Origin of the sequence: Bernardetia sp. ABR2-2B, from assembly GCF_037126435.1 — a bacterium.
GTDB lineage: Bacteria > Bacteroidota > Bacteroidia > Cytophagales > Bernardetiaceae > Bernardetia.
Map to the genome: position 1 here is coordinate 3,814,450 of NZ_CP147020.1, position 20,807 is coordinate 3,835,256.

Below are 20,807 nucleotides of genomic sequence, written 5' to 3' on the forward strand. Positions count from 1 at the left end.
AATTAGCAGTTTAGTTGTGTCTTTTTCAATAAAAAGTGATTGTAGAGATAAGAAAACCATTTTTATCATTCCAAACCTTTCAATTATGAAAAAGAAACTTTCAAATTGTTACCTCAAAGTCATATTTTCTCTATCCTTTATAGCTATTTTCTCATCTTGTTCTAATCAAAAGCAAGTTTCAGATAATAATGCAATTTCAGATTCTACAAGTATAGATGTTCCTCTTACAAATATTCCAACGCCAATATCTCCAGAGGAAATAGTAGAAGTAGAAGACAATATAGAATTAGACGAAAGCATAGAAATGAAAATAGAAGATGTCGAAATAGAAATCGACAATATTGTAACTGATGTAACAGCAATAGAAGCTCCAGTAGAAGAGGAAGAAGTAGAGCAACTATTTTCTATTGTTGAAGAAGTTCCACAATTAAAAGAAAGTCTAAGAACAAAAGAAGAAAACACTAACAACTATCAAAAAACAGCAGAAAATAAATTTATTCAACCCAAAAATCAAGCTCTTTCTACTTTTTCGATTGATGTAGATAATGCTTCTTATACTACTGCTCGTCGTTTTATTCAATCTGGACAGCTTCCAAATCCTAATTCAGTTCGTATCGAAGAGTTTATCAATTACTTTGATTATGATTATCCACAACCAAAAAATGACGTTCCTTTTTCTATAAACACAGAAATTTCGGTTGCGCCTTGGAACACAAAACACAAATTAGTTCATATCGGACTTCAAGGAAAAGAATTGGATTACAAAAATCTCTCAGCTTCTAATCTTGTTTTCTTGATTGATGCTTCGGGTTCAATGACAAACCCAAACAAACTTCCTCTCTTGCGCTCGTCTTTGAAAATGCTTTTAAATGAAATGAATGAAAAAGACCATATTTCGATTGTTGCTTATGCTGGTGCTGCTGGTTTGGTTTTGCCTTCTACTTCGGTAAAAGAAAAAGCTAAAATCTTGAATGCTTTGGAAAATGTTTCGGCAGGTGGAAGTACGGCAGGAGGAGCAGGAATAACATTAGCGTACCAAATTGCAAAAGAAAATTTTATCAAAAATGGAAACAATAGAGTGATTTTGTGTACCGATGGGGATTTTAATGTAGGTGTTAGTTCGTCTGATGAACTTGTAAAACTTATAGAAACAAAACGAGATGATGATATTTTCTTGACTGTTTGTGGTTTTGGAATGGGAAACTATATGGATTATCAGATGGAAGAGTTAAGTAATGCAGGAAACGGAAATTATTTTTACATAGACAATATTCAAGAGGCAAAAAAAGTATTTGTCAGAGAAATGAGAGCTACACTTTTTACGATTGCAAAAGATGTCAAGATTCAAATTGAATTTAATCCTACAAAAGTAGCTGCGTATCGTCTTATCGGTTATGAAAATAGAATGCTCAAAAAAGAAGATTTTAACGACGACAAAAAAGATGCTGGAGAGCTTGGCGCAGGACATACTGTAACAGCATTGTACGAAATTATTCCTGTGGGTGTAAAAAGTGATTTTTTGAGTTCGGTAGATGATTTGCGTTATCAAAATAACTCTAAAATAAGCACAAATTATACGGCTGTGGCTTCTTCTGATGAACTTCTAAATTTGAAATTACGTTATAAAAAACCTGATGAAAACAAAAGTAAATTAATTGTAAGTCCATTAAAAGATGAAAATAGAGCTTTATCCAAAACATCTGATAACTTTCGTTTTTCGGCTGCTGTGGCAAGTTTCGGAATGATTTTGAGAAATTCAGAGTACAAATCAAATTCTTCGTATCAGCAAGTTATTGAGTTAGGAAAAAATGCAAAGGGAAAAGATACAGAAGGTTATCGAAGCGAGTTTTTGAAATTAGTAGAAAGCTGTATGTTGATGAGTAGATAAAGTATAATCTTAGAAAGCCATTTTATAATTTTTCTTATAAAGTGGCTTTTTTGACAGCTTAAACAAACATTTTTCTTATAATAGATAATTTATTTGTAGTTTTGTAGTTAAATAAACACACAAATACTATTTAAAAAAAATTACCAGCTAAAAAATCGAATCCTCTACTTTGACAACTCCTCTTAAAAAAAAATCCCGTTTATTTATTGCTATTCCTCTCCCTCAATTTTTAAAAGAAGCCTTACAAGAATGCCAAGAGTGGCTTTCTTCTTATCCAGAAATGAAGGAAATAAAAAATTGGATAGAACCTTCTAAAATGCATATTACGCTGCACTTTTTGGGTGATATTTCTCATCAAAGAATTTCTCAAATACAGGAAATTGTTAATCAGACAGCAAAAGAGTTTCCCCTTACACTTACGATGAAAGACATAGGAACATTTGAAAAAAATGGTCTTCCTTACGTGCTTTGGGTAGGAATCAATAAAAATGAAACGTTATCCAATCTATATCAAGAAATAGCCAAAAAGCTAGAAGAAATAGACGTAGAAGTTGAGAATACAAGTGCAGAAAATTATAATCCACATGTTACTTTAGCTTATCTCCGTACGGATAATGAAGTTAAAAAGGCTATCAAAAAACGCCTCAAAAAAATATTAGTGGGAGAAATTGGTGTTTGGGATAGCAATCAAATAGAACTCATCAGTAGTACACAAACTAGAGAGGGTTCGGTTTACAAAGTTATTAGCTAGAGATTCTAAAAATCTTATTTGTAGAGACAAGACGTGTCTTGTCCTTTTTATTATTTCTATTTTGGTCTGTTTTTATCTATCCACTTTTGATATTGCTCATTGATGGCTTCATAAAACAAATCGCCTTGCAAATTATAACCTGTTTGTGAGAGGTGTATTTTGTCGTATTGTCCTAACCCTACTTTGTGCCAATCAATAATGGATTTGAAACCTCCCATTATCTGATAAAAATTCCAAAGAGCTACGCTTTTTTCTCTCATCAGTTCTTGTAAACGCTCTTCTGCTTTTTGTGTGTTATAATTTGCATACTTTTTATAACGATAGGTATCGTTTGGCGAAGTAAGCAGAATAGAAGTATTCGGATTAATATTTCTGACTTGTTCTATTATTTTTATTAAGTTTCCTTTGAAAGCAGTATCATCAAAACGGCTTGGATAAGCATCATTTGTTCCCAAAGAAATAACTACCAAATCAGGTTGAACACTTCTAAGTTGTGTTTCGAAATCTTCACAGCGCAAATAATGTCTTGTCTCTGCTCCATTTATTCCAACAGCGTGATACAAAATTCCTCCATCATTGGTTTCAAGAGATACTCCTTGCAGAATAAAATGCGTTTGAATATCATCTGTTTTATCTAATCCGATACTTATGGAAGTTTGAGGAACAGAAAAAATGACTTCCAAATAACCGTCTAGGTGCATTTTTTGAGACTTTATTTCATTTGTCGGTGCGATAATGACAGCCTCAAAAAGCTCTTCATTTAATATTGGATAATAAATTCTTACTTTTTCTATTTTTGATGGCTTACGTTCGTTGTATTCTATTGGTTCTAGTGTTATTGTAGATTTTGGGTTGGTTGTTTCTACATTTATTCCAGAGATTCCCCATTGAGATTGGTCTTTGTTACTAACCATCTTTTGACTTGTCCAACTTCCTGTATAACGAGTTTTGTAATCAAATGGGTTGTTTGTTTTGGCTGCTGAATAAGGAAACGTAAATCCACGTCCTGCATCTCCAAAACGTTTATCTTCTTGAAATAATCGTCTTACTTTCCCTGTAAAAAAATCAGCTTGAATGTGAGAATCTCCCATGTGAAGAATTTTCACTTGTTTTTTTTCTTCTTTTTTTTGAGTTTGAAGTGCGTAAAGTTTTTCAAAGAAATAATCTAAGGAAGAGCTATCTTTCATCTGAATTCGGTTTGCCCCATAATTAACCACTTCAAAATAAGGGCGTTCTTTATAAAGCATCAAGCGAATCGAATCTTCTAAATTTTTTGTTTTTTCTTGTAAATCATCTTGACAAAATGCCAATGTGGGAATTGAAAGTATAATTATCAAAAACCAAATAACTCGTTTTTTTATCTTCATCATAAAATTGACCAACTTCTTTTCTATTTATAAGGGGAGATTTTTTTAATAAATTGTGTCTGTGTTATAATCTTTCAAATACATTTCCAAAAAAGCATAATGAAAGCACAAATTTACAGAAATATTGAATAAAAGAAGGAGTTTGATAAAATGAAAAAACTCTTCAGAAATCTAAAAAAGAAATTTGAAGAGTTTTTACAAAAATATTGATACTTGATTACCAGTTTGTTTATCCTTTGCGAACTTTTCCAGAGCCACTTACTTTTACAATTTGTCTTTCTAGCTCATTTCCTCCTGTTTTATAACGAACATCTCCAGAGCCTGAAATTTTTGCTTCTAATGTTTTGGTAACATAGATTTCTGCATCTCCAGAACCCGAAATTTTGATTTCTGTATCTTGTGTTTTAAGGTCTTCTGCTTGATAGTCTCCTGAACCTGCAATTTTTATTTCTTGTGTTGTTGCTGCTCCTTTCAGACAAGCTTTTCCAGAACCTGCAATACTTACTTCTAAATCAGAAACTGCAATTCTTCCACAGACTTTTCCAGAACCTGCAATCTTTATTTCTAAATCAGAGCTATGAAGTGAGCCGTCCCATTCCATTGAACCCGAACCAGCCATTGATAGTTTTTCTATTTTTTCGGTATGATAAACCGTAATTGTTACTTTACCAGAACCATAAGATTTCCAGCTATTTCCTTTTTTGATGCCTATTTTTAGGCGATTTCCTTCTACTTCTGTTTCTAGTTTTTCTAAGAGTTTAGCATCTGCACCTTCAATTTTGACTTCATTTTTAGAAGATTTTACAATTTGAATATCAAAACTTCCTGCTGATGAAATAGCATCAAAGCTTCCTACACTTCGTGTTTCTTGAGCAGAAACTGTAGAGAATGAAAAAGCAAAAAGAAATAAGAAAGAAAATAAAAACGTAGTTAGCTTGTGATTGAGAGTTTTCATAGAATTAAATAAATTTTGAATATAAATAATGAAATGTAGTTAAATTGATAAAATTAGTGAGTAGCTTTTTTATAAGCTTATTTACTACAAAGACAGTATTTTTTTCAATAGGTTGCATCAAAACTCTAAAGTCAATCAATTATTTTTTCATTCGTTTAAAAAAGCCTTTTCTTTTGAGTTACTTTGTTGATAGATTTGGCTAAACTTTTTATTAGCATTTTCTAATAACCAAATTTGTGTTCCTTTTTCTCTTGCGTGTTTTTCTGTCAATTCTCCTATGAGTTTATAACTTTCAAAAGCTTGTTTTAATTTATCACTAAGTTCGTCATTTACATAAACCAAGTTTTTTGGATTTGCTTTTTCAGGAGTCCAAAGTAAATAGCTACTTGAAAAACTATATGCTTTTGGCAGATTAAATTCTTTTTCTTTTCCATAAAAATCAATTGCCCCAGCTTGTCCGTAATTTTCAGCAAAAATAATAGTGTTTTTTCGCTCTTCTTGAGGAATTTCATAATATGCTTTTGCTGTCAGAGTAGCTATTTCTTTCCACCCCAACATATCAGCAAAATCTTGTGGAATAGGATGTATTTTGCCATCTTCCCAACGATTGAAAGATTCTACGCCTGTTTTTTCTGTAAAAGTAGCAGCATATTTTGTGAGTTTTTCAGGACTCAAAACAGGAATACTAAAAGGAAGTAAAGGTAAAATAAGCATTATCGGAAATACAACAGCAGGAACACGTAAGAAAGTACGGTTTTGCGTAAGACGTTCAATCGCAACTGCCCCAGCAGCCAACATGACAGGAAAAACACCTAGTGTATAATAACTTTTGCCGTGCAGAAAGAAAAGCATCAAGATAACGACTAAAAAAAAGACAGTTACCATTCTAAAAGGTTGAAGTGTTTTGCTTTTTAAAAAACCCGTAAAACCCAAAATCCAAACCCAAGTAATAGGAAGGTGCATCAAAAATTGGTCAATAACAAAGTCTAACGGATTTACATTTTTGAGTTGTGTAACATTAAGCTCTTCCATATGATGAAAAACAGGAAAATTATGAAAGGCTTGCCAAATTAGATTCGGAAGAACAATCAAAAGCCCAATTCCTACACCTAACCACAGTTTTTTATTCAAAAACCATTGTCTTTCCTTAGAAAATAAAGTTGCTATCAGAATAGCAATGACACAAAAAATAATACTGTATTTATTCAAAAAGAAAATTCCTGCAACTGCTCCCATTCCACCCAAATAGCGTCCTTTTTGAGTTTTGATATGACGAATCCAAAAATAAATCAACCACGTCCAACCCAAAACATCCCAACCAACAGGCTGAAATAGCGTATGGATACGCAAAAAAGCAGGAGAGAAAATGACAATAAAACCAGAGAAAAGGATAGCAAATGTTTTTCCTCCCATCTGATGTGCTATCATTCCTGTCAAAATTACTAAAGCCATTCCAGCCAAACCAGAAATCAGATGAATAGCCCAAAGAGATTCTCCAATTGTATTTTGAATAAGTGAAGCAAAAAGCGCAATCATGGGAGGAACTTCTAAAAAACCAAAATCTAAATGTCTGCCCAAGGCAAGATAAAGTAACTCATCTCTATGAAAACCATATTCTTTACTTAATAAGAAAGGAGTTTGTAGTTTGAGAAGTGCAAAAAAAGAAAGTAAAAACCAGTTTTTGATTGACATGAGAAAAGCGTATTTTCGGTTCTGTATTTGTACAAACTTAGTAAAAAACTAGATTATAATTTTCGACAAAATGATACATACAATAAAGAAAAAAATTAAGAGAATACTAGGCATAGAAAAATATTCTTCTGAGCGTATTGTCAAAGATACTTATTTTGGAAAAAAAATACAGGATACACAAAAAGGAAATAAAATTATCTATGATTTGTTGCAGAGCAATAAACCTTGTATGATAGCTCGTTTTGGTAGCACAGAGCTTTCTTGTATCATCAACTATGAAAGGGAAAAAGGAAAAGAATGGTGGGATTTTGTAGTCGAAAATATCAATGTTGCGTCAGGAGTTTTTCCCCCAACACCAAAAAACTTAGTTCGCTTTTCAGAAGATTTTTTGAATCATACCAAAAATATTGATGGTTTGGGAGTTTGGTTTAACGAAGGCGAAGATACTATTTATAAAAAATATTGTCCAGATGCTGATTTATTCGAACTTAGAGCCATTGAATCTTATTATTCTACAGAAAATGGAAATATTCCTTGGACAAGAGCATTAGAGAATAAAAAAATATTAGTAATTCATCCGTTTACGAAATCCATTGAAAAACAGTTTGAGAATAGAGAACATTTATTCCAAAACCCTGATATTTTACCTCCTTTTGAGCTGCAAACTCTACAAGCTGTTCAGTCTATTGCCACACAAAAAACACCATTCAAAGATTGGTTTGAAGCCTTTGATTATATGTGTAGTGAAATAAAAAAACGAGATTTTGATATTGCTATTATTGGAGCTGGGGCTTATGGATTACCTTTGGCTTCTTTTATCAAACAACTGGGTAAAAAAGCTGTACATATGGGAGGAGCTACTCAAATTCTGTTTGGTATAAAGGGAAAACGTTGGGACGAAATAGAGTTTTTTCAGAACTTATACAACGAATACTGGACAAGACCACTTGCAGAAGAAGTTCCTCAAAAAGCAAATCAAGTAGAAGACGGTTGTTATTGGTAAATAAATCTTTGATGTGGAGAAACAAATATATAACTCCTAAAGGAGTAAAAATTGAAAAATATAATACTGATTTCACGTCAATTAGCTGTGTTTTTTTACTTATCAAAATTTTTCATAATCAATTTATAAATAAATGAGTTTTAATATTGTCCACCTTTCTACTCCAAAAACATGGCGAGGAGGCGAACAGCAGATTGCATATTTAGCTACAGAGCTAAACAAAAAACAAGAAAATAATGCTATAAAGCAAACCGTTTTGACACCTCAAAATTCTCCTTTGTCTGTTTTTTTGAAAGATTACAATAAAATAAATACATCTTCTAATATAAAAGTAGAAGATTTGAAGGGAAACTCAAAGTTTGGACAAGCAAAATTTTTGGCTAATTTTTGTAGAAGAAATCAAATAGATATTATTCATTTTCATGATGCTCATGCTCATACAATTGGTATTTTGTCGGCTGTTTTTTTTCAGAATAAAACTAAATTTATTTTAAGCAGAAGAGTAATTTTTCCTATCAAAAACAACTTTTTCTCTAAATATAAATACAATCATTCTTCTATCAAAAAAGTAATCTGTGTTTCGAATAAAGTAAAAGAAGTGGCTGCATTGAATATAAAAGATAAATCTAAACTGGTTACGGTATATAGTGGAATTGATTTAGAGAAATTTGAAGGTACAGACAAAGAAAAATCTGTTTTGAGAAGAGATTATAATCTACAAGAAGATACTATTTTGATAGGAAATGTAGCAGCTCTTACACCTGAAAAAGATTATATTACTTTCTTGGAAACAGCCAAAATTCTGATTTCTAGGCTAGAAAAAATAAATAAAAAGGTGCGATTTCTTTTGATTGGAAAAGAAGGAAGTTCAGAAGAAGAGGTTAAAGATTGGCTTACTCAAAATCAAGAAATTAAAAGTTATTTTATCCTCACAGGTTTCAGAAATGATATTCCTGTTATCTTGAAAGAACTGGACATTTTTCTTTTTACAAGTCAGATAGAAGGATTGGGTACAAGCGTGTTAGATGCTTTTGCTAGTAAAGTTCCTGTTGTGGCAACGGCAGCAGGAGGGATTCCAGAATCAGTAATGGATAATAAAACAGGTTTACTCTCAGAGATAAAAGATTCAGTTTCTCTAGCTGAAAATGTAGAAAAAGTATTGTTTAATGAAGAGTTGAGAAACAGATTAATAAATAATGCTAATCTACACCTACAAAACTTTACAAAAGAAAATACAGCCAAGAAAACACTAGAAATTTATAAGAATGTAGTAAAATAAAGGGCATAAAAAAATCCCTTTCTTTTATAAAAAATGAAAAGGGATTTCTCAATTATATCTTAAAAAAGTGTAACCGAATAGCTAAAAAATAAGGAGTTGTAAAAAATAAACTTTTGAAAGTTTCAACACACTTACTATTCAATTTTGACTTTTCTGTTTATTAGAATTTCTGAAAAATAAAGTTTCTGTTAAAAATTTTGAGAACTTTTGCCTCTAAGCACTCAATCAGACTCTTTTAGAATTTCTAAAAGCTGTTTTTCCTATTTACTTACTTGCCCTATATAGTTCAAAAGCTTTGCCAAGAGAGAAATATACTGTAATATTATTCAGAAAACCTCAAAAACCCCGTTTAATGCTCGTATAGAAAGGTTTTTCTTTTTTACAGTAAAATTCATCAATCTCTATTTTTCCATTATGAAAAGGTTGTTTTTTCATTTTGGAAATATGAATAAGTTTTTGTTCGTCTATTTTTTATTCTTTTAGCTTCAATGATTTAAAGCTTTTGTTCATAAACTTATCAAATCCTTCAAATCCTTTATATTCTTGTTTACTGATTCCTATTTTTTTGATTGAATTACCCTTTTCAAAGTGTAATTCAATTATTTTATAAACATCATTAAATGTTTTGATTTCTACAGCACTCCAATTTTTCAAATCATTGAAAAGCCATTTTTTTTTGGGTAGAAATAAATAAGAAACTGCTAATTCTTTCTTAGAAAAATGAAATGAGGTTGGCATAAAAGCAATTTTGAGCAGTAGCAATAACACAATAATCGTTGCTATACCAATAATTAAAAATTTCCAATTTGACTCTAGAGAAAGCGACCAAACAGCAATACCAATTACTCCGATAAAAAAAACAGCTAGAGAAAAAAGTGTTTGAAATTTGAAAGAAAGTTTATTACTCATAAATGAATAGTATGTTTGGTAATTGATTTATTCTTCGTTTTGTTCTTCTTCTTCTATTTCATCATCATCTTCTACGTCTTCATCGTTTGACTCTTCTATCAAATTAGTGGCAGAAGCAATAGACTTAGGCAATGCAAACTCACTAGATGGCAATAATTTATCTACATATAAAAGCAAAATATCCAAATGCTCAAACATCTCTTCGGCATGTGGGAGTAATCTTTCTCCATGAGGCAGTAAAATCTCACTATGAGGAAGTAATTTTTCAGTGTGTGGAAGTAATATATCTTTATATCTTAAAAGCAATTCTGTGTAAGGCAATAAAATATCTAAGTACGGCTCAAAAAGATGAAAGTACGGCAACAACTCTTCAGAATGAGGCAAAAGTTGGTCTGCGTATGGAATTAATTTTTCTGCATGAGGAGCTATCTGGTCAGCATACGGCAAGAGTTCGTCTTTGTAAGGCAACAGTTTTTCTATATGAGGCGCAAGCAAAGATGATTGAGGCAATAAATTATTAGCGTGTGGCATTAGCTCATCTGCATGAAAAAGCAAACGAATACTGTGAGGTAGCAAAGAAGGCGCATTTTTGAGAAGTTGAGGCGCATTTTTGGCAAATCCTTTTATTAAATTTCTATATTTTTTATTAGCCAAACCTTTTTATAGAGAGTAAATTATTTGATAGAAGATAATCATACAGTTATAGCAACTGAATTTAGAAAGAATTAGTTTTGATAAAAGGATAGGAATATTAAACCCTAAGGGCTTGTAAGAATAAAATTACAAAAATTATTCCTTTGCAGCCACACAAGAAATCTCTACACGTACGTCTTTTGGCAAACGAGATACTTCGACAGTTTCTCTAGCAGGAGGATTTTCCTCAAAATACTCTCCGTACGCTCCATTGATAGCTTGAAAATCATTCATATCTTTTACAAAAATTCCACATTTTATCACATCAGAAAAAGATAATCCAGCAGCCTCTAAAATCTGTTTCATGTTGTGCATTACTTTGTGTGTTTCTTCTTCTATACTTTCACCGTTTTGTCCTGTGATTTTTCCACTTTTGGCATCCATGGCAATTTGCCCAGAAACAAAAAGTGTGTTTCCATTCCAAACAGCTTGACTATAAGGTCCTATGGGAGCAGGAGCATTTTCTGTAAATACTATTCTTGACATAATTTCTTGCGAATTAGAGATTGGAATTTGGAAATTAGGGATTAGGAGTTGGGAACTGGAGTTAAGAATTAGGTAATTATCCTATTTCCTAATTCCCATCTCCTATTTATTCTTTAGTTACTTCTTCAAGTTTTCAATAATGAGAGCCGAAGCACCACCACCACCATTACAGATAGCAGCCAAGCCGTATTTTCCATTATTTTGGCTCAAAACATTTGTAAGTGTAGTAACGATTCTTGAACCCGAGCAGCCAAGTGGATGCCCAAGAGAAACTGCACCACCATTTACATTTACGTTTTTTGGGTCAATATCTAGTTCTTTGTTAAATGCCATCGTAACAGCCGAAAATGCTTCATTCACTTCAAAAAAGTCAATGTCATTTTTCGTAAGACCTGCACGTTTTAAGGCTTTTGGTGCTGCAATTGTTGGTGCAGTCGTAAACCATTGTGGCTCTTGTTCTGCATCTGCAAAATCTACAATTCTAGCTATTGGAGTAAGACCTAACTCTTTTACTTTCTCTCCACTCATCAAAATAGCTGCCGAAGCACCATCATTGATTGTAGAAGCATTTGCTGCCGTAACTGTTCCGTTTGGTGTAAAGACAGCTCTTAGATTAGGGATTTTTTCAAATTTTACTTTTTTGTACTCTTCATCCTCATTTACAATTACTGCATCCCCTCTGCGCTGTGGAATTTCTACTGGTACAATTTCGTCTTTAAATTTACCTGCCTCTGTTGCATTTTTTGAGCGAGTATAAGATTCTATAGCATAGGCATCTTGCGCCTCACGAGTAAACTTATATTTTTCGGCTGTTTTATCAGCACTTACACCCATAGCAGAGTTGTCATACGCATCAGCCAAGCCATCACGCATCAGCCCATCGATAAGTGTTCCGTGTCCGTAGCCATACCCACCAAAACGAGCTTTATCTAAATAAAAAGGAATATTTGACATACTTTCCATTCCACCAGCCACAACAACATCAGAATGACCTAACATAATACTTTGAGCTGCAAACATAATAGATTTCATGCCCGAAGCACAAACTTTATTTACTGTCGTACATTGAACTGAGTATGGAAGACCAGCCAAAACAGCAGCCTGACGAGCAGGAGCTTGTCCAAGATTTGCTGAAATTACGTTACCCATATATACTTCTTCTACTTCTTTAGGGTCAAGGTTGATTTTTTCTAAAGCTCCTTTTATGGCTGTTGCGCCAAGCTGTGTAGCTGCAACGGCTGCCAAAGAACCATTAAAACTACCAATAGGAGTACGAACTGTTGAGACTAAGTAAACTTCTTTGATTGTCATATAAATATACTTTTTGATGTAAATGTTGTAGTGTAAAAATTACTGTCTTGTTAGAAAATACAGTATTTTAATGGTCTGCAAGTTACAAAAAAATGAAATAAAAAACTCTTAAAGAAGTTAAAGAGAATTTAGTAAAAAGGTAATTTTTAGACAATGTATTTAGTTTAATAATTCGCTTTCAGCATAATCATCACCCTTATCTAACTCTCTAAAGTAAAACATAATAGAGCCATTAGGAGAAATTTTGAGTTCAGAATAGCCTTCTAGTTGCATTGTTTCTAATACCTTCTTAGATTCTTTTAGACTAAGGTCTGTTTTCATGGCAAGTTCGGTAGGTGTTAGGTGTCCTCCATTTTGAGAAGCTACTTCTAAGATTTGACGTTCGTATTTATTCATCAAAAATTTACGTTGTCCTATACGTGAAGCTCTCCAAAGGAAAAAACCTAAGCCTGCTGGAATTACGCCCAACGCCAAACTTCCCAAAAGTCCATTGACTAGCTCTGTTGTTCCTTCACTAATCGTTCCTAACATAGCAATAAAAAAAATACTGCCTATTACTAAAAGTCCTATTCCAATTACTTTCCCAAGTTGATATTTAAGTGTTTGCATAATAGAGGCTAATTTGGTGTTTTTTGAATTGTAGAGTTCTAAATTACTATATTTTATTGATAATCAAATATTTACGATGTTTTTTTTAAAAGAATTTCTTATTTAGTACGTAAATATTGTTGTTTTTGTAAGTTTGATAGTCAGTACATTATAATAATGTTGTTTTTCAAAAATCCAACAATCAATTTTCTAGTTTGACTTTTTTTTCTAAAATTTGTGAATAAATTTGTCTTGTAAGCACAATAAAATGGCACTTTAAGCATTATTGATGTAAGGGAAATTATATAAACGGTTTTTGTGTATATTTGTATTTCTATTATATAAAATGCTTCAAAAACTATTTCAAACCTTTAATAATAAAAGGAATTAACAAAACTTTGCTTGAAATTTGCAAGTGATAAAGTAAAATTAAGTTATAAAAATTGGCTTACTAATCAAAATAGCTATTTTTTTGACACTCCATTTCCCAAAATAATTTAGAAAATACTAATACTAAGCAATTTATTGTTTTTTATTGAAATCTCATTCAAAAAGACTTTATATAAAAATTCAATACAATTAAAAAAAAGATTATAATACCACGCATTATGGCAAAATTGAGTTTTCAGTTCAGCGCATTATTCATCCTAGCTTTAGGATTAATGCTAGGAGGTTGTAACAAAAAACCACCAACAAGTACCTCTCCAGGTAAAAAAAGTACAGCTACAGGAGTAGCCTTTGGTAAGAAAAAACCAAATGGTGAAGAAGGTGGCTTCAAAGTAGAAAAATTTAAAGGACAACCTGCAGGGCCGAACCTTGTATTTATTGAAGGTGGTCGCCATATCTTAGGTTCTTTCGAAGAGAATGTAGAAATGACTGCTTCTGATAACATTGAAAATACAGTTACTATTAAGTCCTTTTATATGGACGAAACAGAAATTGCAAATATTCACTGGTTGGAATATATGCATTATTTATTACAAGATTCTTCTCAACAAGCTTATGAAGAGTCATTGCCAGATACAACAGTTTGGTCTGCTGAGTTAGCTTACAATGATCCTTATGTTGATCATTATTTGCGTTACCCAGGTTTCCGTTATTTCCCAGTTGTGGGCGTTTCTTGGAAACAAGCAAGTGATTATTCACTTTGGCGTACAAGTATGGTAAACAATGGTTTAGCAATGAAGAGTGGCAAGAAAGACGTAAAGGAATTAGCTAAAAACGGAGAACGTATTCCATTAGAATCAGGTGTAGTTTTACCTGGATACCGTCTTCCAACAGAGGCAGAGTGGGAATATGCAGCAAAAGGCTTAATCGGAACGCAGTATTTGGATGAAGCACAAGATTATGCTCGTCTTTATCCTTGGGACGGTCATTCACTTCGTAATCCTTACGGAAAACAAATGGGACAGTTCTTGGCTAACTTCAAACGTGGTCGTGGTGATTATGCAGGTATTGCAGGTGCATTGAATGATGGTGCAATGATTACGACTTGGATTTACTCATATCCACCAAATGATTTTGGTCTTTATAATATGGCAGGAAACGTAAATGAGTGGGTTTGGGATATTTATCGTCCAGGTTCATTTGAAGATTTCGGAGGAGAGCCAAACGCAGATTTAAACCCTATTCGTCGTAATGACTTCTTAGATAAATCTGAGGATTATGATTTTGCAAACTTCGAAACACTTATCAATAATCATGTTCGTGTTTATAAAGGTGGTTCTTGGAAAGATGTAGCTTATTGGTTATCTCCAGGTACTCGTCGTTATATTGAAGAAGATTCTTCTACTTCTCATATTGGTTTCCGTTGTGCGATGATTCGTGCTGATAGCGATAACTAAAATATAGATTTGTGAAAAATATTGAAAGCCTTTTACTTATAAAAGTAGAAGGCTTTTTTTTGTTTGTGTATAATTATTGGTTATACTTACCTACAAATAAATTTATTTAATCTAGTAAATAAATTCGTTTGACGAAAAAAATACTATTACAGGTTTGATTATTCACTCTCGGTATTTACTTTGTAGCTAAAATATAATAGAAATATATCCTAATTTATAGCCCTACTATTCAAAATGCCAAGCTCTACTTCAAATAATTTGATAAATAATAAAAAAGAGGAAAATATCCATATTGTAGATTTATCGCTCAAAGTTCTGACTTTTGATTATCTGCTACGTTGGATTTCTTTAGGTAGTTACCGTTTGCTTTTTGGAGAAAGTGTGAAAGGCTCACATCTTGTTTTCTTTTTCTCTTTACAATTATTAATTGTCGTTTTTACATTAGGGTTTGCCTTTTGGAGAGAGTATGTATTTCGTGTAAACAACGATTCAGAGTATTCTATTCCAGATTCTATTGAGCTTATTTGGAAGCAGTTTTGGGAATTGATTTATAAAAAACGGAATTATGAGATTGTGGGGTCTTCTTTTTCTATGCTCTTACGTTTCTTCTTTGTCATTACGTTTACCTATATGGTTATTTCAGCTTCCTTTGATGAAATAGTTTTTGATGGATATAGAGCTAACTTAATAGGTTTTGTTGGTGCAGTTTCATTGTTTATATATGGAATTTGGATATATTTCATCTCTCATTTTAGCGTTCCTGATTCAGAATTTCGCCCCGTACAAGCTCTCATTAGTGCTGCTAGTCGTAGAAAAGAAAACTTATCCGAGCTGTTAGAAGATGACTTACATGCCAGTAGGATAAATGAAGTAGATAACAATCCAATAGATACAAACGATACTGAAATTTTAGAAATAGAAGGTGAGGTTAGAAATTTAATGAACCGAGTAGAAGCCTATATTTTGGAAAGTGTAATGTTTGGTGCACTTACTTTTTCGGGGTTCTTGACAATTATTGCATCAGATACTGATAGACTTAACTATGTCAGTATGCGACGTTTTGGATATAATATTGTCGAATTTATGCTTGATTTGATTGTTTTTGAGTTCAAAAGACTAGAAGAGTATCATATTTTTACGACTGACCCAGAGCATTTACTTGTTTTGATAATGTTCCAAACAGTCCTTTGTGCTTTGTTTTTCTTGATGGTTATTGCAGCACGATTAAAGTTTAGTAAAACTGCCGAACAGATTGATAATACTGTTCGCCTTGCTCGTTCTTATAATGATAAAGAAGAAGAAGTTTATATTCTTAAATTACAATCTCCTCATAATACATTATTAGACAAGCGTTTAATTGTTCTGAATCGTAAAATATCTCAACTCGTCTTACAAGCTGCTGACCTTATCAAAGAAGTGCATCCTGTCATTTCTTATATGAGTTTTCTTCGAAATATGGGGGTTTTGTTTTTCTTATTCATTATCATTACCAGTCTTTTGTTCTTTAATACTACAGTAGCTATTTTCTTTGGTGCAATGTCTTTGACTGCCTATGTTTACAAGCAGTTCGATACTTGGTATCGTCAGAAACGTATGCAAAGAATCATTAATCAACATCAAGGAATAGAAAAAACGATTATTATTGAAAAAGAAGAAAAAGAAATTCCTGTTATTTGATAAATAATCTAGTTCTTTATAAATTCAGTCATACTTTTCCCTGTCAGATATTTTCGTAAGTGTATAGATAAGTCATTTTCTACAAATTGTAACTAGAATCATCTTGAGCCAAATAATTCTCTAAAAATGAAAATAATTTCAAGTCTTCTTTTCTTATTATTTATTTCATTTTATTCTTACTCGCAATCTAAACTAGAAATAGAAGAACGAATAAAAAAAGGAGAAGCTCCTCCATTAGCTCAAAAGTTCATAGATTCTTTGCATTTCTCTTCAAAAATAAAATGGTTCGTCGAACAAGATTACGATAGAAAAACATATGAAGCTAAAACAAAGTCAGAAGGAAAAAAATATAGTATTGAATTTGATACATTGGGAAAAATAGAAGATATAGAAGTAGAGATAAAATGGCATCAAATTCCAATAGCTGTTCGTAAAAATATTTGTCAGAGATTAAATGCTGATTTTGAAAAACATAAAATCAAAAAAATTCAGACTCAGTATAGTGGAAGTTCAGCTGACTTACTTAATTTAAAAACAAGTATTGAAAATCTTATCATTAAATATGAAATCGTATTAAAGGGGCAAAAGAAATCTCAAATTCTATTTTATGAATATCTTTTTTCGAAAGAAGGAGAGTTTGAAGAAGAATCTCAATTTGATTTTAGAAATACTGACCATTTAGAATATTGAATCAATTATGAAATAAAATCAGAAATAGTGATAAAAAAGTATATAATTTTATTCCTGTGTTTATTTTTAGGAATTTCTGCTGCTTTGGCACAATCTACTTACCAAATTGGAGTTCTTCCTTCTTTTACACTTACAAAAAAGCTGAAAAATCCAAAATGGAAGATAAGTTTGAATACACAGGCTCGTTTTTCTTATTACACAGGCGAGTTTTCTAGTTCTGATGTTTTTCAAAAAGATTTTGATTATGTTTTGACGGATGTCTCTATTCTAGTAAATAGAAAAGTAAGTTTGAATACTTCACTAACAGTAGGGTACTTGACTAGATTTAGAAATAATGAAAATCATAATCGATTGTTCCAGCAATTTATCACAACTCAAAAATATAATTCTTTAGGTATAGCACACCGTTTTTCTACTGACCAAACTTTCAGACCTAATCAAAAAACAGAATTTAGGGGACGTTATCGTTTAGCTTTTGATAGACCTTTAAAGGGAAATAAACTGAATCCGAAAGAATTTTATCTCAAACTAAATAATGAATATCTAATTGCTTTACAAAACCAAGAATGGAGCAATGAAATCAGATTAATTCCCTTTTTAGGATATGCCTTTACAGATAAAAATAAATTAGAAATAGGAGTTGATTATCGTATCAGCTCATTAGGAGATGCGTTTTTGAGAAGTAACTTTTGGGTAGCCCTAAATTATTATTGGAGTTTTTAATATAAGAAAAGCCATTTATCTAAAGTACCTAACTTTGTGATAAATGGCTTTCTTAAATTAATAGAACCTATTTTAGATTATCTATGAAAAATAGTCAAAAAGTGAATAGGTTTTGGAAGTGTTGTATGTGTAATTACTTGAGCGTATTGAGCTTAATTTGCTTAGTTCATCTGACTTTCAGATTTTAAAACAATATTTTGACTCAAATTTGTTATTGAATTTGATTTCTTATCATTAGCTGTATAAAGCCATAATTCAAATTCACGCTCTTCTTGTAAGTTAGAATTTGGTGAGCCATTGATATTGACCCAACGCAAAATTTCCTTGTCTATCTCTTCCTTATTTTGTATTCTTTTATACAACGTACTACGATAAAGTTTGGAAGTTCCGAAAGCAAAACAAAAATTAGTAATTGCTATTAATTTTGTTCCTTTAAGTTTTAGGTTTTTCTTTACCCATTTTTTAGAGTAATTCAAATCCTTACGCAATAAAGAATCTGCTTGTTTTTCGGTGATGCCTCCTAAAAGTGCGCTATCTCTTTCGGTAATCAAATGACCATAACCGATAGTACGATAACCTGCTGGACAATTATAAGGCTCTAACATTAGTCCTTCTCTGCTTTTTATGCGAGTGATAAGACTATCCCATGTGTAATGGGTTCTTACTTCATCTACTGTGGTTTCATCATTTTCATCATCTTCAAAACTGATGGTCGGTTGAACGACTGGCGAGTTATAAGAAGAATTAAACGATGTAATGAATAAAACAAAAATTGACAAAGTAACTATTGAAACATATCTCATATTTAGATTTGATGGTGAACGAGTGCAAAGGTAAGACCTTATTATTCATATATCCAAATCTTAACTAATTGTTTTTCAGAGTGTTATATTTTTGTTTTAAAGTGAAATAGCCTTTTTACCAAAATAAATTTTGTGTTTTTGCTCTTTTACAGAATCTCAACTCATTATAAGCGATGTAATTTATACTTTATTCTGAAACTGTAATCTTCATATAATTCTTACATAGAGACAAAAAAAAGAGCTAAAAAAACTGTTTTTGGAAGCAAACATTTTTTGGTTTTGTACGTACGGTGTAAAAAATGACCATTGGTCAGTTAAGTTTTTAGATTCAACCTTTGCTTAATACAATAGTAAAGTGGCTTTAAAACTACTTTAAGGATTAGGAAACCCAATCACTTCTATCCAAACTTCTGAACTGAATAGCCTCTGCAATGTGTGTCGTCTGTATAGTTGGGCTATCTTGGAGGTCTGCGATGGTTCTGGCTACTTTCAAAATCCTATCATATGCTCTTGCTGAAAGTCCTAATCTTTCCATTGCATTCTTTAAGAGGATTTTGCTCGTCTCATCTATCTTACAAATCTTTTTTACCATTTGAGAAGGCATCATTGCATTTGAATGAACAGAATCTATCACTTTAAAGCGTTCTTCTTGTACTTTTCTTGCCTTGATAACACGATTTCGTATTTCTTCACTACTTTCAGCCTTTCTATTTGCTGTCATTTCATCGAAAGAAACTGGCGTTACCTCAACATGTAAATCAATTCTATCTAATAAAGGACCGCTAATTTTGTTCAAATATCGATGGACAATACCTGTTCCACACACACATTCTTTTTCTGGATGGTTATAATATCCACAAGGACAAGGATTCATACTTGCAATGAGCATAAAATTACAAGGAAACTCTACCGAAACTTTAGCTCTTGAAATGGTAACTTTTCTATCTTCTAAAGGCTGACGCAGAACCTCTAATACAGAACGTTTGTATTCTGGTAGTTCATCCAAAAATAAAACACCATTATGAGCTAATGAAATTTCACCCGGTTGAGGATTTCCACCACCACCCACCAGAGCGACATCACTAATCGTATGATGAGGCGAACGGTAGGGACGAGTAGCAACAAGTGCAGCATTTTCTCCCAAATGCCCAGAAACAGAATGAATTTTGGTAGTTTCTAAGGCTTCATATAAAGAAAGAGGAGGTAAAATAGAAGACAAGCGTTTGGCAAGCATTGTCTTTCCTGCCCCTGGAGGTCCAATCATTATTACGTTATGTCCTCCTGCAGCAGCAATTTCTAAAGCACGTTTTATATTTTCTTGACCCTGTACGTCTGCAAAATCAGCTTCATATTCGTTTTTCTGTTGAGCAAAAATTTCTCTCGTATCTATTTGTAAAGGTTCGATATTGAGTTCATCTTCAAAAAAACCGACTGCTTCTTCTAGTGTTTCGACAGGAATAATATCCAAATTATTGACGATAGCTGCCTCTTTTGCATTTTCTTTTGGTAAAACAAAACCTTTGAAACCTTGCTTTCTTGCTTCAATTGCAATAGAAAGAACTCCACGAATGGGGCGCAACTTCCCATCAAGAGCAAGTTCTCCCAAAACAATATACTTATCGAAATTTGGAGCTGTAATTTGGTCAGAAGCAACAAGCAAACCAAGCGCAATAGGTAAATCGTAAGCAGAGCCTTCTTTTCTGACATCAGCAGGTGCAAGGTTTACAACTACTTTTTGGCGAGGAATACGGAAACCTAATTGTTTTACGGCAGATTCTACACGCTGTTCGCTTTCCTTAACGGCACTATCAGCCAAGCCAACAATTACGATTTTTGTTCCCTTAATTACATTTACTTCTATGGTTATAATATTTGCTTCTACGCCCACTACGGACGCTCCAAAAGTTTTGGCTATCATTTTTTTGAGTTTAAACTGTTCTTTATGACAGACTGAAACCATCAGCTGCATATTTTACATCATTGAATCTCAAATTAATCAAAAAAATTACAATAAAATAGAGTTTAGAAATAAATAAGCATAAAAAAACCTTATTCTAATTTGTATCTAGTAAATACAAAGTCAGAATAAGGCTTTATAAAATCAAAACGCTACCAAATGCAATTTCTTTAATAAATATAAAGGGGATA

Annotated in this window: 18 protein-coding genes; 8 read left to right on the plus strand and 10 right to left on the minus strand. The window is 32.3% G+C overall.

Annotated features, from left to right (window positions below; genetic code table 11):
* The first annotated feature begins 85 nt into the window (after positions 1 to 85).
* A complete protein-coding gene (locus WAF17_RS15960; protein ID WP_338761674.1) occupies positions 86 to 1,888 on the plus strand; it encodes a VWA domain-containing protein in 1,803 nt (600 codons plus the stop codon).
* A 169-nt stretch (positions 1,889 to 2,057) separates the two neighbouring features.
* Positions 2,058 to 2,639, plus strand: a complete 582-nt coding sequence (gene thpR, locus WAF17_RS15965) for an RNA 2',3'-cyclic phosphodiesterase (RefSeq protein ID WP_338761677.1) — start codon at positions 2,058 to 2,060, stop codon at positions 2,637 to 2,639.
* A gap of 56 nt (positions 2,640 to 2,695) precedes the next feature.
* Here the strand turns inward: thpR and WAF17_RS15970 are convergent, their stop codons facing one another.
* The 3 genes from WAF17_RS15970 to WAF17_RS15980 all read right to left on the minus strand — a co-directional run bounded on the left by WAF17_RS15970 (position 2,696) and on the right by WAF17_RS15980 (position 6,653).
* A complete protein-coding gene (locus tag WAF17_RS15970; protein WP_338761680.1) occupies positions 2,696 to 4,009 on the minus strand; it encodes a GDSL-type esterase/lipase family protein in 1,314 nt (437 codons plus the stop codon).
* A gap of 226 nt (positions 4,010 to 4,235) precedes the next feature.
* Positions 4,236 to 4,961, minus strand: a complete 726-nt coding sequence (locus WAF17_RS15975) for a head GIN domain-containing protein (protein ID WP_338761683.1) — start codon at positions 4,959 to 4,961, stop codon at positions 4,236 to 4,238.
* 147 nt (positions 4,962 to 5,108) lie between these two features.
* Positions 5,109 to 6,653: a glycosyltransferase family 39 protein gene (locus tag WAF17_RS15980; protein WP_338761686.1), complete on the minus strand. Its 1,545-nt coding sequence runs from the start codon at positions 6,651 to 6,653 to the stop codon at positions 5,109 to 5,111.
* A gap of 70 nt (positions 6,654 to 6,723) precedes the next feature.
* Here WAF17_RS15980 and WAF17_RS15985 point away from each other — a divergent pair, with 70 nt between their 5' ends.
* Positions 6,724 to 7,656: a hypothetical protein gene (locus tag WAF17_RS15985; RefSeq protein WP_338761689.1), complete on the plus strand. Its 933-nt coding sequence runs from the start codon at positions 6,724 to 6,726 to the stop codon at positions 7,654 to 7,656.
* Positions 7,657 to 7,789: 133 nt separating this feature from the next.
* The gene (locus WAF17_RS15990) at positions 7,790 to 8,935 is read left to right on the plus strand and encodes a glycosyltransferase family 4 protein (protein WP_338761692.1); all 1,146 of its coding nucleotides are present in this window, start codon (positions 7,790 to 7,792) and stop codon (positions 8,933 to 8,935) included.
* A gap of 471 nt (positions 8,936 to 9,406) precedes the next feature.
* Here the strand turns inward: WAF17_RS15990 and WAF17_RS15995 are convergent, their stop codons facing one another.
* From WAF17_RS15995 to WAF17_RS16015, 5 genes are all read right to left on the minus strand, one after another.
* The gene (locus tag WAF17_RS15995; RefSeq protein ID WP_338761694.1) at positions 9,407 to 9,844 is read right to left on the minus strand and encodes a hypothetical protein; all 438 of its coding nucleotides are present in this window, start codon (positions 9,842 to 9,844) and stop codon (positions 9,407 to 9,409) included.
* Positions 9,845 to 9,871: 27 nt separating this feature from the next.
* Positions 9,872 to 10,498, minus strand: coding sequence for a hypothetical protein (locus WAF17_RS16000; protein ID WP_338761697.1), 627 nt, complete (start codon positions 10,496 to 10,498; stop codon positions 9,872 to 9,874).
* Positions 10,499 to 10,633: 135 nt separating this feature from the next.
* Complete coding sequence (locus WAF17_RS16005) at positions 10,634 to 11,023, minus strand: RidA family protein (protein ID WP_338761699.1); 390 nt, start codon at positions 11,021 to 11,023, stop codon at positions 10,634 to 10,636.
* Between the two features lie 117 nt (positions 11,024 to 11,140).
* Positions 11,141 to 12,334, minus strand: coding sequence for an acetyl-CoA C-acyltransferase (locus WAF17_RS16010; RefSeq protein ID WP_338761701.1), 1,194 nt, complete (start codon positions 12,332 to 12,334; stop codon positions 11,141 to 11,143).
* Positions 12,335 to 12,493: 159 nt separating this feature from the next.
* Positions 12,494 to 12,943: a hypothetical protein gene (locus WAF17_RS16015; protein WP_338761703.1), complete on the minus strand. Its 450-nt coding sequence runs from the start codon at positions 12,941 to 12,943 to the stop codon at positions 12,494 to 12,496.
* A gap of 587 nt (positions 12,944 to 13,530) precedes the next feature.
* Here WAF17_RS16015 and gldJ point away from each other — a divergent pair.
* From gldJ to WAF17_RS16035, 4 genes are all read left to right on the plus strand, one after another.
* Complete coding sequence (gene gldJ, locus WAF17_RS16020; RefSeq protein WP_338761706.1) at positions 13,531 to 14,766, plus strand: gliding motility lipoprotein GldJ; 1,236 nt, start codon at positions 13,531 to 13,533, stop codon at positions 14,764 to 14,766.
* Positions 14,767 to 15,000: 234 nt separating this feature from the next.
* Positions 15,001 to 16,443, plus strand: a complete 1,443-nt coding sequence (locus WAF17_RS16025) for a hypothetical protein (protein ID WP_338761708.1) — start codon at positions 15,001 to 15,003, stop codon at positions 16,441 to 16,443.
* Positions 16,444 to 16,569: 126 nt separating this feature from the next.
* A complete protein-coding gene (locus tag WAF17_RS16030) occupies positions 16,570 to 17,133 on the plus strand; it encodes a hypothetical protein (protein WP_338761712.1) in 564 nt (187 codons plus the stop codon).
* 84 nt (positions 17,134 to 17,217) lie between these two features.
* Positions 17,218 to 17,856, plus strand: a complete 639-nt coding sequence (locus WAF17_RS16035; protein ID WP_338761714.1) for a DUF2490 domain-containing protein — start codon at positions 17,218 to 17,220, stop codon at positions 17,854 to 17,856.
* 161 nt (positions 17,857 to 18,017) lie between these two features.
* Here WAF17_RS16035 and WAF17_RS16040 read toward each other — a convergent pair whose 3' ends face one another.
* Both WAF17_RS16040 and WAF17_RS16045 read right to left on the minus strand, forming a co-directional pair.
* Entirely contained in the window at positions 18,018 to 18,659 is a 642-nt protein-coding gene (locus tag WAF17_RS16040) for a lysozyme (protein ID WP_338761716.1), read from the minus strand.
* Positions 18,660 to 19,038: 379 nt separating this feature from the next.
* A complete protein-coding gene (locus WAF17_RS16045) occupies positions 19,039 to 20,619 on the minus strand; it encodes a YifB family Mg chelatase-like AAA ATPase (protein WP_338761718.1) in 1,581 nt (526 codons plus the stop codon).
* Between the last annotated feature and the right edge of the window lie 188 nt (positions 20,620 to 20,807).

Excerpts from the sequence above, each read along its gene's own strand:
- WAF17_RS15990 (WP_338761692.1), top strand. The coding sequence starts at position 7,790 with ATGAGTTTTAATATTGTCCACCTTTCTACTCCAAAAACATGGCGAGGA.
- WAF17_RS15970 (WP_338761680.1), bottom strand. The coding sequence starts at position 4,009 with ATGATGAAGATAAAAAAACGAGTTATTTGGTTTTTGATAATTATACTT.
- WAF17_RS15995 (WP_338761694.1), bottom strand. The coding sequence starts at position 9,844 with ATGAGTAATAAACTTTCTTTCAAATTTCAAACACTTTTTTCTCTAGCT.
- WAF17_RS16025 (WP_338761708.1), top strand. The coding sequence starts at position 15,001 with ATGCCAAGCTCTACTTCAAATAATTTGATAAATAATAAAAAAGAGGAA.
- WAF17_RS16015 (WP_338761703.1), bottom strand. The coding sequence starts at position 12,943 with ATGCAAACACTTAAATATCAACTTGGGAAAGTAATTGGAATAGGACTT.
- WAF17_RS16040 (WP_338761716.1), bottom strand. The coding sequence starts at position 18,659 with ATGAGATATGTTTCAATAGTTACTTTGTCAATTTTTGTTTTATTCATT.
- WAF17_RS16010 (WP_338761701.1), bottom strand. The coding sequence starts at position 12,334 with ATGACAATCAAAGAAGTTTACTTAGTCTCAACAGTTCGTACTCCTATT.
- WAF17_RS16030 (WP_338761712.1), top strand. The coding sequence starts at position 16,570 with ATGAAAATAATTTCAAGTCTTCTTTTCTTATTATTTATTTCATTTTAT.
- gldJ (WP_338761706.1), top strand. The coding sequence starts at position 13,531 with ATGGCAAAATTGAGTTTTCAGTTCAGCGCATTATTCATCCTAGCTTTA.
- WAF17_RS16005 (WP_338761699.1), bottom strand. The coding sequence starts at position 11,023 with ATGTCAAGAATAGTATTTACAGAAAATGCTCCTGCTCCCATAGGACCT.
- WAF17_RS15980 (WP_338761686.1), bottom strand. The coding sequence starts at position 6,653 with ATGTCAATCAAAAACTGGTTTTTACTTTCTTTTTTTGCACTTCTCAAA.
- WAF17_RS15985 (WP_338761689.1), top strand. The coding sequence starts at position 6,724 with ATGATACATACAATAAAGAAAAAAATTAAGAGAATACTAGGCATAGAA.
- WAF17_RS16045 (WP_338761718.1), bottom strand. The coding sequence starts at position 20,619 with ATGGTTTCAGTCTGTCATAAAGAACAGTTTAAACTCAAAAAAATGATA.
- WAF17_RS15960 (WP_338761674.1), top strand. The coding sequence starts at position 86 with ATGAAAAAGAAACTTTCAAATTGTTACCTCAAAGTCATATTTTCTCTA.
- WAF17_RS15975 (WP_338761683.1), bottom strand. The coding sequence starts at position 4,961 with ATGAAAACTCTCAATCACAAGCTAACTACGTTTTTATTTTCTTTCTTA.